Annotated in this window: 11 protein-coding genes; all 11 read right to left on the minus strand. The window is 36.6% G+C overall.

What is annotated here, in order from left to right; translation table 11 throughout:
- Positions 1 to 40 precede the first annotated feature (40 nt).
- Positions 41 to 1,318 carry an alkaline phosphatase family protein gene (locus PGH12_RS09670; RefSeq protein WP_267599530.1) on the minus strand — a complete coding sequence of 426 codons (1,278 nt, stop codon included), beginning with the start codon at positions 1,316 to 1,318 and terminating at the stop codon, positions 41 to 43.
- 249 nt (positions 1,319 to 1,567) lie between these two features.
- Positions 1,568 to 2,356, minus strand: a complete 789-nt coding sequence (locus tag PGH12_RS09675; protein ID WP_267599529.1) for a T9SS type A sorting domain-containing protein — start codon at positions 2,354 to 2,356, stop codon at positions 1,568 to 1,570.
- Between the two features lie 2 nt (positions 2,357 to 2,358).
- The gene (locus tag PGH12_RS09680) at positions 2,359 to 2,886 is read right to left on the minus strand and encodes an ankyrin repeat domain-containing protein (protein WP_267599528.1); all 528 of its coding nucleotides are present in this window, start codon (positions 2,884 to 2,886) and stop codon (positions 2,359 to 2,361) included.
- Positions 2,883 to 3,428 carry a YceI family protein gene (locus PGH12_RS09685; protein WP_267599527.1) on the minus strand — a complete coding sequence of 182 codons (546 nt, stop codon included), beginning with the start codon at positions 3,426 to 3,428 and terminating at the stop codon, positions 2,883 to 2,885. The genes PGH12_RS09680 and PGH12_RS09685 overlap by 4 nt, the downstream gene beginning before the upstream one ends.
- A gap of 10 nt (positions 3,429 to 3,438) precedes the next feature.
- Positions 3,439 to 3,789: a cytochrome c family protein gene (locus tag PGH12_RS09690; RefSeq protein WP_267599525.1), complete on the minus strand. Its 351-nt coding sequence runs from the start codon at positions 3,787 to 3,789 to the stop codon at positions 3,439 to 3,441.
- A gap of 1 nt (position 3,790) precedes the next feature.
- Entirely contained in the window at positions 3,791 to 4,630 is an 840-nt protein-coding gene (locus PGH12_RS09695) for a DUF5777 family beta-barrel protein (RefSeq protein ID WP_267599523.1), read from the minus strand.
- A 286-nt stretch (positions 4,631 to 4,916) separates the two neighbouring features.
- Positions 4,917 to 5,225: a DUF3467 domain-containing protein gene (locus tag PGH12_RS09700; protein WP_073291426.1), complete on the minus strand. Its 309-nt coding sequence runs from the start codon at positions 5,223 to 5,225 to the stop codon at positions 4,917 to 4,919.
- An 83-nt stretch (positions 5,226 to 5,308) separates the two neighbouring features.
- The gene (gene rpoC, locus PGH12_RS09705; protein WP_267599520.1) at positions 5,309 to 9,574 is read right to left on the minus strand and encodes a DNA-directed RNA polymerase subunit beta'; all 4,266 of its coding nucleotides are present in this window, start codon (positions 9,572 to 9,574) and stop codon (positions 5,309 to 5,311) included.
- Positions 9,575 to 9,585: 11 nt separating this feature from the next.
- Positions 9,586 to 10,200 carry a hypothetical protein gene (locus tag PGH12_RS09710; protein WP_267599519.1) on the minus strand — a complete coding sequence of 205 codons (615 nt, stop codon included), beginning with the start codon at positions 10,198 to 10,200 and terminating at the stop codon, positions 9,586 to 9,588.
- Positions 10,201 to 10,211: 11 nt separating this feature from the next.
- On the minus strand, positions 10,212 to 14,033 hold the full coding sequence (gene rpoB / locus PGH12_RS09715; RefSeq protein ID WP_267599517.1) for a DNA-directed RNA polymerase subunit beta: 3,822 nt from the start codon (positions 14,031 to 14,033) through the stop codon (positions 10,212 to 10,214).
- 598 nt (positions 14,034 to 14,631) lie between these two features.
- A complete protein-coding gene (locus PGH12_RS09720) occupies positions 14,632 to 15,177 on the minus strand; it encodes a phage tail-like protein (RefSeq protein ID WP_267599516.1) in 546 nt (181 codons plus the stop codon).
- Positions 15,178 to 15,190 lie beyond the last annotated feature (13 nt).

Below are 15,190 nucleotides of genomic sequence, written 5' to 3' on the forward strand. Positions count from 1 at the left end.
ATAGGATTTTATCATAATCTTTGAAAAATCGTCCAGTTTTTTACTTTTTCAATGTTTGTTTCAGGACTTTCAGTTTTCCATCAATCTCATTTTCTAATTTTAAATCTAAAATTTTGGCGACCAACGGATAAACATTTACATTAGAAAATTCATCAACGACTACATTATTTTTGAATTCCGGTCCCCATGCATAGAATGTAGCCTTCATCTCAGGAACAAGTTTTGGGTCGTAACCGTGTTTTCCGACAGAAGTTGTCTGATTTTTCTCCAAAAAAACTTTTGGAGCTTTTGGAATTAAAAGAATCTCTCCTATTCTACTATAACGATCATCTCTCGTTGCAAAATGCAGATATTTGGGAAGTTTTTTATCTAAATAGACTTTATTATCAGCAGTTTTATTTGCTTTCAGTTCCTTAAAAACAGATTTTACCTCATCAGAATTTTTCACATGAACTCTTACCAAAGTCTGAGAATTGTAGAAATCAAAACGATCTTTATTGAATAAAACTGCTGGTATTTCCAACGGATTTCCGCCATCTACTTTTATCATTCCGTGATCGGAAACGAAGACGAAGTTTACATTTTTCAAACCTAAATCATTTACCTTTTTAACGAGATTTCCAATCGCTTTATCAATAATCTGAACTGCATTTTTAGTTTCTTCAGAATCAGGACCAAAATGATGTCCGGCTCCGTCAACTTCCGGAAAGTACATCGCAATAAAATGTGGTCTTTGATCTTCGGGTAATTTCAACCAATTGATCACTTTGTTTACTTTTTCTTCAGGCTTAAATTTTTCATGATACGGATAATAATAAGTCGGTCTTTTTCCTCCGGCATCACTCGCAGAACCCACCCACTGCAGAGAAGCACTTACGATTCCCTGTTTTTCAGCCAATGTCCAGAGCGGAGTTCCGCCGTACCAACTTCCGTCTTCGGCATTCTCTTTTTTGTTCATTGCATAACCTTTTCCGATTTTATAATCGTAAAAAAAATTATCTACCAACCCATGATGAGAAGGATATAATCCGGTAATCAGACTCCAGTGATTGGGAAAAGTAATACTTGGATAACCCGGAATCATGGCTTTTGCCCGAATTCCTGAATTTGAAAGTTTCAGAAGATTCTGAGCATTGTATTTTTCAGCGTAATCATATCTAAAGCCGTCTGTAGAAATCATGATTACGTAAGGTTTTGATTTACCTTCCTGACTGTTAAACCTGTTAGGTGTGATTATCTGAGCTGTGTCAATGGTTATTGATTGTGCAAAACCAATGATTGAAATAAAGAGTAATAAAAACGGTATTCTTAGTTTCATCTGAATTTTTTGGCAAAGTTACAGTATGCGATGATCTAACAAAAATTTAAGCCGTTAAATAAAATTCACTTTCTGCAAGCAGATTTAAATGACTTAATGAAATATTATTTGAATTTCAATAAAATCTGCATTACTTTATAATACGTCAAGTTTTGTCGCAGGACATTTATAACCCTGACAGCATATATTTCAATTCATCCAATAAGAAGTTTTTAGATCTAAAAAAAGCCACTTTTCAGTGGCTTTCAATTATTCTTTAATTAATTTTTCAAAAGATAGAGTTCCGTCTTTTAAAGTCATCTCAAGATAATAACTTCCGGATTTCAGATCGGCAACATTCATGTTGTCACCCTCTAATTTCACAGATCTTACTTTTCTTCCTGTAGATTCGTAGATGTCGATCGATTTTATTTGATCTGCATTTTTAAAACTCACCGTTTCTTTAGCAGGATTCGGGTAAAGCTTTACCTGGTTTTTTTCCAAAGCATTCAATTCGTCTACACCCAATACAGTTGTGAAAGATGCAGTAGCGTATCCTACATTGGCGGTTCCACCATGTGGCGCAACTGTAGTGGTTGCACTAGGAGGTCTTACACCGGCAATACTTATCGAATTGGTTGTTGCATACGGAAGCTGGAAATCCTTTGTGTCAGAATTGGTTAAGTTTCTGGTTAAAGTTAAAGTTCTAACTCCAGCAGCCACATTATCACTTACGATTGTCCAGTCTTGTGCGGTATCAACCGGAGGCTGTTGTGTACCTATGAAGTTTCTGTCTGTCAGCATTGGAGATGTAACCGCAGAATAAACCAGCGCATCACCTGCAGACATACTGAAGCCTGCATTCACTCCTATTCCCAATCCGAACCATCGGTCTGATGGGCCTTTCAGCAGAAGCGTTACTTTAGAAGTTGCATTATCTAAAGTAAAATTTGCCATTACACCATTATTTGGCGATAAAGTGATATCTCCGGTAGTTTTTTGCTGAGCAGAGCTCAAAAATCCGATTAATGAAAGTGAAAGAATTACAATTTTTTTCATATTTATTTTTTTAATTCGTTTATAAGTTCTTGATTTTTTGAAAACACAGCATACTCAAAAGCTGTTTTTCCTTCGTTATCTTTTGTCTGTTTTTCTGCTTTGTATTTTTGAAGAAGTTTTACCATATCAATATTTCCTAGTTTTGCAGCAAAAATAAGAGGCGTTGTTCCATTAGAATCTGCCCTGTTGATATCAGATTTATTATCTAGTAACTTTTGTGCTAATTTCAAATCACCTTTAAATATTACAGCCATAAGCGCAGTACCCATAGGCGAATTGTAATTAACATCCTTTACATTATGCACAAGAAAATCAGCCACTTCAATATTACCACGGTAGCAAGCTAAGATAAGTGGAGAATATTTTTGGTCATTGGTCTCATTGATCACATCAGGATTTTGTTTCATTAAATCTTTCAGTTCGGTCAAACTGCCGCTCCTCGCAATATCAAAGACTGATTTTACTTTGTCCTGAGCCGATGCAACACAAAAGCTCAAGATAAACAATCCGGTTAAAATTAATTTTTTCATTGTTTTACAAGGGTATAATTGTATTCAACATTCACATTTTCAGCGACTTTTTTCATTACCATTTTTGGAACAGTAACTTTAAAATCTACCGGTTTTGCTACAAACCCACCCTGCATAAATATCTTACCGTCTTTCATAGAAATCATTGCAGTTGAAGAAACTGCTTTGTCAACACCATGGAAATTTAAGGTTCCCTGAATTGTGTATTTCTGCGGATTGGCAGTCAATTTAGTTTTATCAAAGCCCTGTATTTTACCTTTGAAAGTCGTTTTCGGATATTTTGCCGTTTCGGCGTAGCTTTCATTAAAGTGTTCCTGCATCAGTTTCACTGTAAACTGAAAATTTTTCACCATTGATATTGACGCCATTTCGCCTGTGTCTGAATTTAGAATAACAGTATTAGAGTTATCCTTTGCAGATACATCTTCAAATAATGGCACAGAAGCTTCAAAGCTTACTTTACCTGTTTTCGAACTGTATTTTTGTGCTGAAATCATATTTCCAAAAAATATTGAAAATATGATGATTGTTAAATTTTTCATATTCTAAATTTTAATTCTCCACAAGACCATCAGCCTTCCATTTAATGAAAGTATTGATCTGACTCACAGATAAAGCTCCTCCTTGAGGCATTTTCTGAGGATCTCCGTTTGGTCTCTGGATTCTGTCTATGATGTTATCTATGTTATTCTTGACCTGATTGTAGTTCGTTAACGGCTGAAATGAAGCCGATCCCGTGGCAGAGTGACATGAAATGCAATTGGCACTGATAATCCCTTTGACATCAGTTTCGTAGCGTACAGTTTGCGTAATCGGTGTATTGTCTGAAATCTCTTCGTAGGTTCTGCTCTCACAAGACGTAACGAAAAGAATAAGACCCGATATGTAAATTATTTTTTTCATTTTAAAATACCCTGTAAAGATTAAACCCAAAGAAAATCTGTCCTTTTTCCCATTTTCCGGTTGCGTTAGTCAGATAACCGATGTCGGAATTGAGTTGGGAATTACTAAATAGAAGTTGAAAAACGTGACCTCCCGTTTCGATATCCATTCCTAGCGAGAGCGGATTTTTATAGAAACTGTGGTTGTCAAAATTCACAAAATATTCTGCGTTGATAGAGATCCTTTTAGAAATCTTGTATCTTCCTCCTAATCCTGCCAAAAACTGATTGTTTTTTTCAATGTTGGGATCATACAGATTTTTATGAATGTAAGACGGACTCAGCTGTAAAGAAAAACCGTCACTGAATCTACGTGAAATAAGAGCCTGCGTTAAATAAGAAAGCCTGTCACCGAACTGAAGATGCGGATAATTATCTTTATCTAAATCTGTATTGGCAGCCATCACATTGTAACCGACAATTTCTACAGGAAAGTTCTCGTTTTGTTTTAGAAGCTCGTATTTAGCTCCAAATTCAAAAGTTTTCATGTTTGTTTCCCTTGATAAACTGAGCGACAAACCGTCGGTCAAACCGTAGATTACTCCCAGTTTCGTTGAAGCATCATCTAAACCGAAAAAGTTTTTAAAACCTGTACTGATGTCGCCGAACCGATGCGCCACAACAATGTACCATTCTTTTTTAGCAGTGAGTTTCGTAGACTGGCCGGTGACAATCTGGAGTGCTTTAAAAGCAGGCGGATTGTTTTCTGTTGTTTGAAGAGTGTCGATATCTTTCAGCAGATCGTCCTGTGCAAAGGCAAGACCCGAGATTAACACCGACAAAAAGAGTAGAGTTTTTGTCATATAAATTCAATTAAAATTATACAACAAACTTAGAAAGTTATGCTTTTAAAAGTGTGTGATAAAAGTCACCGACAGAATTGTTTTTTTCAATCAATTGCATATGTTTCAAAGGTCATTTAATATTAATAATTAAAGATTTAAATAAAGTTTAATAATTTGATCTTAAAAACCAACAAGTAGACATCAGCATTTAAAGCGTTTTTATGTATAATTTTAAAAAATAAATTTTTAGACAAAAAAAATGCCCAAACTTTCGCTGGGGCATTCTTATATATTTAAGAAAATCTTACGCTTGTACGTTGTTTCCACCTAATACGAAAGGCTCAACTTCTTTGATTTCTCCGAATTGCTGCTCGTAGTTTGTGATGTTTTGCTGAAGAGCTGTAAGAACTCTCTTAGCATGAAGTGGAGCAAGAATTACTCTTGAACGCACGTTTGCTTGCTGTACACCTGGCATTAATTGAATAAAATCTACTACAAACTCAGATGGAGAATGGTTTACTAGAGCAAGGTTACAATAAACCCCTGAAGCTACCATTTCGTTAAGTTGAATGTTGATGTTGTTTGGATCTTGGTTTTGATTTTGGTTGTCCATTATTTTTGTTTAAGTTTTATGTTTAAATAATTCAAGGCTCAAAAATAAATTAAATCTTTGAACCTTGAACATTAAATTTTGAATTAATTTAAATCTTCGAATTCTTTCTTAGAACCTACGATTACATTTTGGTATTCTTTAAGACCTGTACCTGCAGGAATTCTGTGTCCTACAATTACATTTTCTTTAAGACCGTTCAAGCTATCTACTTTACCGGCAACTGCTGCTTCGTTTAGAACTTTAGTCGTTTCCTGGAATGATGCTGCAGACATGAAAGATTTCGTTTGTAGAGCCGCTCTTGTAATTCCTTGCAATACTGGTGTAGCTGTTGCAGGAAGTGCATCTCTCACTTCAACTAATTTCTGATCTTCACGCTTCAACTTAGAGTTTTCGTCTCTCAGTTCTCTTGCAGTAATCATCTGACCTGGTTTAAATTCTTTTGAATCACCAGCTTCAGTCACTACTTTAAGACCAAATACTCTGTTGTTTTCTTCCAAGAAATCCATTTTATGCTCTAGAGCAGCCTCAAGGAACTGAGTATCACCTCCGTCAACGATAGATACTTTCGTCATCATCTGTCTTACAATGATTTCGAAATGCTTATCATCAATTTTCACCCCTTGAAGACGGTAAACTTCCTGAATTTCATTTACTAAATATTCCTGAACCGCAGTTGGTCCTTTGATCTTCAAGATATCGTCCGGAGTAACTGAACCGTCAGAAAGTGGCGAACCAGCTCTCACGAAGTCATTTTCCTGTACCAATATCTGGTTTGATAATTTAACTAAATAAATTTTTCTTTCACCAGTTTTAGCTTCAACGATCAATTCACGGTTACCTCTCTTGATTTTTCCGTAAGAAACTACCCCATCGATTTCTGTAACAACCGCCGGGTTTGAAGGGTTTCTTGCTTCAAATAATTCTGTAACTCTCGGAAGACCTCCAGTAATATCCCCTGACTTAGCAGATTTTCTCGGGATCTTGATTAAGACTTTACCAGCCTTAATTTTTTCACCGTCATTTACCATTAAGTGGGCTCCTACCGGTAAGTTGTAACCTTTCTGTTCAACACCTTTAGAATCTACTACTTTTAATGTAGGTACAGCTTTTTTATTTCTAGATTCAGAGATTACTTTCTCTTCAAATCCTGTCTGTTCGTCAATTTCCAACTGGAATGAAATACCCTGAATAATATCTTCGTATTCTACCTTACCAGCATTTTCTGCAATAATTACCGCGTTATAAGGATCCCATTTTGCAATGATGTCTCCTTTCTTCACTTTATCACCAGATTTCACCAATAATTGAGAACCATAAGGTACGTTAGCAATCATCAATGGAGTTCTAGATTCGTTATCAGCAACCAATCTAAATTCTGTCGTACGGGATACTACTACTTCCGCAGTGTTTCCGTTTTCGTCTTCAGAAGTAATCGTTCTTACCTCATCCAATTCTACGATACCGTCTCTTCTTGCAGCGATTGAAGGATTTTCTGATACGTTTGTAGATACACCACCCTGGTGGAAAGTTCTCAATGTTAACTGAGTTCCCGGTTCCCCAATAGATTGTGCAGCAATTACACCTACCGCTTCACCCATGTGGATTTTCTTACCAGTTGCCAGGTTTCTACCATAACATTTAGCACAGATTCCTTTTTTGGTTTCACAAGTAAGTGGTGAACGTACTTCTAAAGATTCAAGACCCATTTCTTCGACTCTCTTCGCCAAAGCTTCATCAATAATCTGATCAGCATTAGCAACCAATTCGTCTGTTTCAGGATCATAAATATTATGAAGAGATACTCTACCTAAGATTCTTTCAGAAATTCTTTCAACGATTTCGTCATTTTTCTTAAGTGCCGTAACTTCAGTTCCTCTTAATGTTCCACAGTCGTTTTCTGTAACGATAACATCCTGAGCAACGTCTACCAATCTTCTCGTCAAGTAACCCGCATCGGCAGTCTTCAAAGCGGTATCCGCAAGACCCTTACGAGCACCGTGAGTAGAGATAAAGTATTCTAAGATCGAAAGACCCTCCTTAAAGTTTGCAAGAATCGGGTTTTCAATAATTTCCGCACCGGTAGAACCAGCTTTCTGCGGTTTTGCCATCAAACCTCTCATCCCTGATAACTGACGGATTTGTTCCTTAGAACCCCTCGCACCAGAATCAAGCATCATGTATACAGAATTGAATCCACCTTGGTCAACTTTCATTCTGCTCATGATCATTTCAGTTAATCCAGCGTTGGTGTTTGTCCAAACGTCAATTACCTGATTATATCTTTCTGTATCTGTAATAAGACCCATGTTATAGTTGGCTCTAATTTCGTCTACAGTTTCAATAGATGTTGCGATCATCTTCTTTTTCTCAACAGGAACTACAATGTCACCTAATGAGAATGAAAGACCACCTTTGAATGCATTTGAATACCCTAAGTCTTTCATCGCATCCAAGAACTTCACAGTGGTAGGGAAATCTGTATCGGCAAGTACTTTACCAATAACATTTCTTAATGATTTCTTTGTAAGAAGTTCATTAATATATCCTGACTGCTTAGGAACGATTTGGTTAAATAAAATTCTACCAACAGAAGTTTCAGTTAATTTCGTAGTGATTTCACCGTTTTCTTTGATAGGTAATCTACATCTTACTTTAGCGTTCAATGAAACTCTACCTTCCGCATAAGCGATTTCCGCTTCTTCCGGAGAATAGAATGCAAGACCTTCTCCCAAAACTTTTTTCTCATCTGTAGATGCTAATTCTTTGGTCATGAAATATAGACCCAAAACCATATCCTGAGATGGTACTGTAATTGGAGAACCGTTTGCAGGGTTCAAGATATTCTGAGAACCCAACATCAATAACTGAGCTTCCAAAATTGCTTCCGGACCCAACGGTAAGTGTACCGCCATCTGGTCACCATCAAAATCGGCGTTGAATGCTGTCGTTACCAACGGGTGTAATTGGATTGCCTTACCTTCGATCATCTTAGGTTGGAAAGCCTGAATACCCAGTCTGTGCAAAGTAGGTGCTCTGTTTAGCAAAACAGGGTGACCTTTCATTACACCTTCTAAGATATCATAAACTACCGGTTCTTTTCTGTCAATAATTCTCTTTGCAGATTTTACTGTTTTTACAATTCCTCTTTCGATCAGTTTTCTGATGATAAACGGTTTGTAAAGTTCAGCTGCCATATCTTTAGGAATACCACATTCGTGAAGCTGTAAGTTTGGACCTACAACAATTACCGAACGAGCCGAGTAATCTACCCTTTTCCCCAATAAGTTCTGACGGAAACGACCTTGCTTACCTTTCAATGAATCTGAAAGTGATTTCAATGGTCTGTTTGATTCAGATTTTACTGCAGAAGATTTTCTTGTATTATCAAATAATGAATCTACAGATTCCTGAAGCATACGCTTCTCGTTTCTTAAGATTACTTCAGGAGCTTTGATCTCCAATAATCTTTTCAAACGGTTGTTTCTGATAATTACTCTTCTATAAAGGTCATTTAAGTCAGAAGTTGCGAAACGTCCTCCATCCAATGGAACCAATGGTCTTAATTCTGGTGGTATTACAGGAAGCACACGCATAATCATCCACTCTGGTCTGTTGATCATTCTAGTGTTTGCACCTCTCAATGCTTCTACTACGTTCAATCTTTTCAGAGCTTCAGTTCTTCTTTGCTTAGAACCTTCGTTGTGAGCTTTGTGTCTCAAGTCGAAAGACAATGCATCAAGATCAATTCTTTTTAGCAATTCTTCAACAGCTTCAGCACCCATTTTGGCGATAAATTTGTTTGGATCTGCATCATCAAGATATTGATTTTCCACAGGAAGAGTGTCCATAATATCAAGATATTCTTCTTCTGTAAGGAATTCTTTGTCGTCAAAATCTGAACCATCTGCTTTCTTAGCGATACCTTGCTGAATAACAACATATCTCTCGTAATAGATGATCATATCTAATTTCTTAGATGGAATACCCAAAAGGTAACCGATTTTGTTTGGTAAAGAACGGAAATACCAAATGTGCGCAATAGGAACAACCAAACCAATATGTCCGATTCTTTCTCTACGTACTTTTTTCTCCGTAACCTCTACACCACAACGGTCACAAACGATCCCTTTGTAACGAATTCTCTTGTATTTACCACAAGCACATTCGTAATCTTTGATAGGACCGAAGATTTTTTCACAGAACAAACCGTCTCTTTCTGGTTTATGCGTTCTGTAGTTAATAGTTTCCGGCTTAAGAACTTCTCCTCTTGAATCCTGTAAAATGGACTCAGGTGAAGCTAAACCGATGGTTATTTTATTAAATCTACTTGATTTATTTTTATTTGACATAATAATTTAATTTATTGGAAATAATTAAGATTCCAAATTCCCTGAACAGAACCGTCAATAATCCCTCTCCAATACTCATGTTCCGCTCCTTGTGAATTATTCATTCTATAATATCTATAATTTAATCTATTTTGGAAATTTTGATCTGAATAAAATCTTATATTAAATGTAGACATATCAAAATAGGTTCCAACAATTGTTACAGTACCGTGATCGTCTTTGACCCATTTTGGAGGTGTATAACCATCACTAGCATCATTATCAAATTCTATAGATCCTGCAGCAGTTTTAAAAGCAGTTCCCCAGTCAGAGTGATATTGTAGAAAATCTTTCTTCTGAATCTGTACATCTCTAAAACCAGTTTTATAACCACATTCATAAGGATCTACATTTCCACAATAACTATTCGGAAATTCTAAAGAAAGAGGAGTAGGAAATGAAGGGAAATTATTTTGACCAACAGTTGTAGAATCAATTACAAGACTATCTATTGGTGGTCTCATCATCGCTGAATTAGAATTTGAAAAATCCTCTTCATTGTTATTTGCTAAATTATCATTCCCAACGCATGATAGAAATGTAATTACACAAATTAATATTACGAATAAACTTTTTAGTACTTTCATATTCTTGATCTTTATTCCTCTAGTCTTACGTCTAATCCAAGACCTTGTAACTCGTGAAGTAATACGTTGAAAGATTCCGGAATACCTGGTTCAGGCATTGCTTCTCCTTTCGCAATCGCTTCATAAGTTTTTGCTCTACCAATCACGTCATCAGACTTCACAGTCAAGATTTCTCTCAGGATATTTGATGCTCCAAATGCTTCTAGAGCCCAAACCTCCATCTCTCCGAATCTCTGACCACCAAACTGAGCTTTACCTCCTAATGGCTGCTGAGTAATCAATGAGTAAGGCCCGATAGAACGTGCGTGCATTTTGTCATCTACCATGTGTCCAAGTTTCAACATATAGATAATACCTACAGTCGCAGCCTGTGTAAATCTTTCTCCGGTACCACCATCATAAAGGTGAGTGTGACCAAATGTAGGAACTCCAGCTTTTTCAGTGTACTCTGTAATCTGATCAAGAGTTGCCCCATCAAAGATTGGCGTAGCGAACGTCATCCCCAATTTCTGACCCGCCCATCCAAGAACTGTTTCATAAATCTGTCCGATGTTCATACGAGAAGGTACCCCAAGTGGATTCAATACGATATCTACCGGTGTTCCGTCTTCCAAGAATGGCATATCTTCCTCACGAACGATTCTCGAAACGATCCCTTTGTTACCGTGACGACCCGCCATTTTATCTCCAACGTTTAGTTTACGTTTTTTAGCGATATATACTTTAGCCAATTTCATGATCCCTGCAGGAAGCTCATCTCCGATAGAAATTGCGAATTTCTCACGGTTTTTAACTCCTTGAATATCGTTGAATTTGATTTTGTAGTTGTGAATCAATTGTTTGATCAATTCATTCTTATCGTTATCAACCGTCCAGTCTGCACCGCTAACGTTTACGTAATCTTCAACTGAAGTCAATAATTTGTGAGTAAATTTCACCCCTTTACCGATAATTTCTTCATCTAAGTCATTCGTAACTCCCTGAGAAGTTTTACCGCTAACTAGAGTGTTTAATTTTTCGATTAAAGTATTTCTCAACTCGTCAAACTTAGCCTTGTAAGTGTTTTCAATCTCTTCAAGTTTAAGTTTTTCTTCAGTTCTTTTCTTTTTATCTTTAATGTTTCTAGAGAACAATTTTTTATTGATCACAACACCTCTTAATGAAGAATCTGCTTTCAATGAAGCATCTTTTACATCACCGGCTTTGTCACCAAAGATTGCTCTTAGAAGTTTCTCTTCAGGAGTAGGATCAGATTCACCTTTTGGAGTGATCTTACCGATCATAATGTCGCCAGGCTTCACCTCAGCACCAATTCTGATCATTCCGTTCTCATCAAGATCTTTTGTAGCTTCTTCAGAAACGTTTGGAATATCTGCCGTCAATTCTTCCATACCTAATTTGGTATCACGAACTTCAAGAGAATACTCATCCACGTGGATTGAAGTAAACCAGTCTTCACGTACAACTTTTTCGTTGATTACAATTGCATCCTCAAAGTTGTATCCTTTCCAAGGCATGAAGGCTACCACTAAGTTTCTACCAAGAGCCAATTCTCCGTTTTCGGTTGCATAACCGTCACAAAGAACCTGACCTTTTTCCACTGTTTCACCTACTCTTACATTTGGTCTTAGGGTAATTGTCGTACTCTGGTTAGTTTTTCTGAACTTAGTCAGTTTATATGTTTTCGTAGCAGATTCGAATGATACTAGATCTTCGTCATCGCTTCTTTCATATTTAATCGTAATCTGATCAGCATCAACATACTCTACGATACCTCTACCTTCAGCGTTGATCAAAATTCTAGAATCTTTTGCAACTTGTTGTTCCAGACCTGTACCTACGATTGGAGCTTGTGGCTTCAACAAAGGAACTGCCTGACGCATCATGTTTGATCCCATCAATGCACGGTTCGCATCATCATGCTCCAAGAATGGAATCAATGAAGCTGAAATACCGGAAATCTGGTTTGGTGCAACGTCGATCAAATTAACCTGAGAAGGCTCAACAACTGGATAATCACCATCTAATCTGGCAATAATTCTGTCTGTTAAGAACGCTCCGTTATCATCTAACTCAACGTTTGCCTGAGCAATTACTTTATCTTCTTCGTCTTCTGCATTCAGATAAATAGGATCAGCATGTAGATCTACAGTACTACCTTCTACTTTTCTATATGGAGTTTCAATGAAACCTAAAGTATTGATTTTAGCATAGATACCTAAAGAAGAGATCAAACCAATGTTTGGTCCCTCAGGAGTTTCGATAGGACAGATACGACCATAGTGAGTATGGTGAACGTCACGTACCTCGAAACCTGCTCTTTCTCTTGATAAACCACCAGGTCCCAGGGCAGAAAGTCTACGCTTGTGCGTGATTTCTGATAGAGGATTGGTTTGGTCCATGAACTGAGAAAGCTGGTTGGTACCAAAGAATGAGTTAATAACTGATGTTAAAGTCTTCGCATTTACTAGATCAAGCGGAGTAAAGATTTCGTTATCTCTAACGTTCATTCTTTCCTTAATTGTTCTTGCAATTCTAGAAAGACCTACGCCGAACTGTCCTGCTAATTGCTCACCAACAGTTTTAATTCTTCTGTTTGATAAGTGGTCAATATCATCGACATCAGTTTTTGAGTTTACTAACTCAATTAAATGTCTTACAATCGCAATGATATCTTCTTTTGTAAGAACTTCAGTTGTAGTTGGGATATTTAGGCTTAACTTTTTGTTTAGTCTGTAACGTCCTACTTCACCAAGTGAATATCTTTGCTCAGAGAAGAATAATTTTTCAATAATTCCTCTTGCAGTTTCCTCATCGGGTGGATCTGCATTTCTTAACTGACGGTAAATATATTCAACCGCTTCTTTTTCTGAGTTGGTTGGATCTTTTTGCAAAGTATTCTGAATGATAGAGAATTCATTTGAATTTTCTTTGTGAATCAAGATAGATTTCACACCTGCATCCAAAATAAGATCTAAATGTTCTTTTTCAAGAATCGTTTCTCTATCTAAGATGATTTCGTTTCTTTCGATAGAAACAACTTCTCCAGTGTCTTCGTCTACGAAATCTTCGAACCAAGTGTTCAATACTCTCGCAGCCAAAGTTCTACCTTCTACTTTTTTAAGCGCCGCTTTAGAAACTTTCACTTCTTCTGCAAGGTCAAAGATCTGAAGAATGTCTTTATCAGATTCAAAACCGATCGCTCTTAATAATGTAGTTAAAGGTAATTTTTTCTTACGGTCGATATACGCGTACATTACGCTGTTGATATCGGTAGTAAATTCCATCCAAGATCCTTTAAAAGGAATGATTCTTGAATAGTACAATTTTGTTCCGTTTGCGTGATATGTCTGTCCGAAGAATACACCCGGAGATCTGTGTAACTGAGTTACAATAACACGCTCTGCTCCATTAATAATAAATGAACCAGACGGAGTCATATAAGGAACCGGACCTAAATAAACATCCTGTACAACGGTCTGAAAATCTTCATGTTCAGGGTCAGTACAATACAATTTAAGTCTAGCTTTTAGAGGAACTGAATACGTTAAACCTCTTTCCACACATTCGTCGATCGAATAACGTGGAGAATCTACCAAATAATCTAAGAATTCCAAAACGAATTGGTTTCTAGAATCGGTAATTGGAAAGTTTTCCTGGAAGGTTTTATGCAAACCTTCTTTCCTTCTGTCTTCCGGAAGTGTATCTAGCTGGAAAAAATCTTTAAATGACTCTAATTGGATATCTAAGAAATCCGGAGTAATGATTTTTCCTTTCGCTGTAGAGAAATTGATTCTCTCATTTCCTTTAGTAACTGCTGTTGTTTTACTCATAAAACTTTTAAGAAAGGGTTAAAAAATATTTTGATTTATACAAAAAATATCAGAAAAAGAATGAAAGAGAAAGAAGGCAAAAAAAAGACATTTGATGTTTGGCGCTATCAGAAGTGGTCTTTATTCTTCAATCTTTATTCTTAAACACTAATTCTAACTGCAACGCTGGTATATCTTTTCACAGCGTAATGCAAAATATTTTTAAATTTTACTTTTGGTTTAAAATAACAAATACTATAAACACAGAAAAATCCCTTTCAATATTATGAAAGAGTTGATTTACAATGTTTTACGGTAATATGTATAGTTTTAGCGCCAAAAGTGACTGCAAATATACTAACTTTCAGCGGATTATGCAAATTTTAAATCAACCTCAACATGTTTTATTGCTTATTTAAACCTGAAAATTATTGATAGAGATTTGATAAAACATTGAAAATTCACCAAATATTGCTTTATCTGCTCATATCGCAAATATTTTTTAAAGTCAAATTTAACGGAATAAACAGATATTAAATTTAAATAAAAACATTTTGCTGAAAAAAATAAAAAGCCACTCCGATAAGAAGTGGCTTTAGTTTTTACAGATAATTAATATTTATTGCTTTGACCAAAACGACCATTTGTTTCCGTTGAAAACTGCTAATCTTTTCGCTCCGGCTTTGTTCACATAGACCATCATTCCGGGGGAAGGACTTAGAATATTCAGAACATTATCAACAATTGGCAAGATCATAGCCTTTGTTGTTGACTGCAAAACCAAAACACCATCTGCAGAACTGGAATCTGCCCCCATTATAGCCTTTGCAGAAACCGGTTCTGGAGCCTGCGCAGCAGTTGGCTGATCTGCCAAAGCTGACGTAACATTCGCATCCTGTCCGCTAAGATCTAGCCATGAAGAATCGTTATAAAATTTCACCCTCGCAGCGGTGGCGGAAGTTGCATCTAAAACAATCGTACCTCCTGCCGGCAACGTTGGCATCGTTCGCACATAAGGCAATATTAGTCCTTTATTTTGCCCAAGAGCAAAGTCTAATAATACGGAAGTTTTAATGGTAGCACTGCCTAGAGCATCTCCTATGATCACCTGAGCATTTACGGATGCTGTCATCACAAAACATATGATTAATATTATTTTTTTCATTTCTTTATTTGTT

Source organism: Chryseobacterium sp. CY350, assembly GCF_027945075.1.
Classification (GTDB): Bacteria; Bacteroidota; Bacteroidia; order Flavobacteriales; family Weeksellaceae; genus Chryseobacterium.

Excerpts from the sequence above, each read along its gene's own strand:
- PGH12_RS09670 (WP_267599530.1), bottom strand. The coding sequence starts at position 1,318 with ATGAAACTAAGAATACCGTTTTTATTACTCTTTATTTCAATCATTGGT.
- PGH12_RS09675 (WP_267599529.1), bottom strand. The coding sequence starts at position 2,356 with ATGAAAAAAATTGTAATTCTTTCACTTTCATTAATCGGATTTTTGAGC.
- PGH12_RS09680 (WP_267599528.1), bottom strand. The coding sequence starts at position 2,886 with ATGAAAAAATTAATTTTAACCGGATTGTTTATCTTGAGCTTTTGTGTT.
- PGH12_RS09685 (WP_267599527.1), bottom strand. The coding sequence starts at position 3,428 with ATGAAAAATTTAACAATCATCATATTTTCAATATTTTTTGGAAATATG.
- PGH12_RS09690 (WP_267599525.1), bottom strand. The coding sequence starts at position 3,789 with ATGAAAAAAATAATTTACATATCGGGTCTTATTCTTTTCGTTACGTCT.
- PGH12_RS09695 (WP_267599523.1), bottom strand. The coding sequence starts at position 4,630 with ATGACAAAAACTCTACTCTTTTTGTCGGTGTTAATCTCGGGTCTTGCC.
- PGH12_RS09700 (WP_073291426.1), bottom strand. The coding sequence starts at position 5,225 with ATGGACAACCAAAATCAAAACCAAGATCCAAACAACATCAACATTCAA.
- rpoC (WP_267599520.1), bottom strand. The coding sequence starts at position 9,574 with ATGTCAAATAAAAATAAATCAAGTAGATTTAATAAAATAACCATCGGT.
- PGH12_RS09710 (WP_267599519.1), bottom strand. The coding sequence starts at position 10,200 with ATGAAAGTACTAAAAAGTTTATTCGTAATATTAATTTGTGTAATTACA.
- rpoB (WP_267599517.1), bottom strand. The coding sequence starts at position 14,033 with ATGAGTAAAACAACAGCAGTTACTAAAGGAAATGAGAGAATCAATTTC.
- PGH12_RS09720 (WP_267599516.1), bottom strand. The coding sequence starts at position 15,177 with ATGAAAAAAATAATATTAATCATATGTTTTGTGATGACAGCATCCGTA.